Annotated in this window: 1 protein-coding gene; it reads right to left on the reverse strand. The window is 29.9% G+C overall.

Features of this window, described 5'->3' with window-relative positions:
• Positions 1-147 precede the first annotated feature (147 nt).
• The gene (locus KO494_RS02880) at positions 148-1,227 is read right to left on the reverse strand and encodes a DUF6090 family protein (protein WP_215966093.1); all 1,080 of its coding nucleotides are present in this window, start codon (positions 1,225-1,227) and stop codon (positions 148-150) included.
• Positions 1,228-1,273: the final 46 nt, after the last annotated feature.

Below are 1,273 nucleotides of genomic sequence, written 5' to 3' on the forward strand. Positions count from 1 at the left end.
TAACGGTCTTGTATATGAAAAGTAGCGGGTTTTTACGCACTAACTTTTCGGATTATAACAGACCTTTAATTTGTTCATTTTGTTTAAATTAAGCGATTCAACCGCTATTTTTTATATACGTTGTTAGCCTTTCGTTATTAATTTCTTCTAATTAGTTTCAAGTTTATTTAAGTGAGCTACCATTCCATTTTTCATAATAAATAAAGATGTAATTTCATTCAAACTATCTCTCACAAACTCTCCTTTAAGGTAAATATCAGTCTGACCAAATATCTTATCTTTTGTTTCAAAATAGTAATAATCCATATCTTCAAGATCTCCATTCATAATGCCCACTAGACCATTGTCTTGTATCTGAATTTTATAGTTTAAATCTGGAATTGGACCATCGTACCCATCATACTTTACAACCTTAAAAGTACCCTCATATTCATTTAGTTGTGCCGTTGTTAGATGAACTAAATTATGTGGTATAAAATCGGGAAGCGGTTCATTACTTTCAATAAGTGCGTTAATTTGTTTGTATGCATTAATTGCATTTTCTCTAAATACAGTAACATGATACGCCAAATTTATCCAGCCAGCATTTTGGTATAGAGCTACGTCATTTTTATAGTAAGGGTCATTTAGGAAAAAATCAATCATCTCATCTTCTAATTGAGGCTGACCTAATAATCTGTAATACCAATCTTTACTTTTGGCTAACTCGTCCATCACTCTATCTGTAATCAAGTCCAATCGATTATCGAACTTGTCTATTTCGTATTGGTTATAAATATATATCTCGTATAATGGTTCAATGATTACTTTCAGTTTTTTTGGAACATTATCAACATTTTCTATGAGGTTGGTATATCCATTTGCATGAATTTTCATGTGGAAAGCGTCCATAATAACGAATCTTAAAGCATTTTGATTATCATTTTTATAATCATCATAGGTTAGTTTATCTGCTTTTACTAAGTTGATGATTGAATCTTGTGTTTTATAATAGGCAATTAGTTCGTCCGATTTTTGAATATCTAGTCCTAAATCATTTTGTACTTCTTTTAAAATAGAAACAATCTTATTTTCGGATTTACGCTGTTCGTTTTTATTATTTATTTGAAGTGCGATAAGAATACCAATAATAACAAGCACAATTTCTCCAATTGCATAAAGTAGATATTTGCTGAATTTATTTTCAGAGAGTAGGTTTTTACGAATTTTTCTAAAGAATTTTATCATTTGGTTTATAGTTGGTCTTAATGAAGGCTAACGTTCTCGTATATGG

The organism is Lacinutrix sp. C3R15 (genome assembly GCF_018860825.1).
In the GTDB taxonomy this organism is placed as follows: domain Bacteria; phylum Bacteroidota; class Bacteroidia; order Flavobacteriales; family Flavobacteriaceae; genus Oceanihabitans.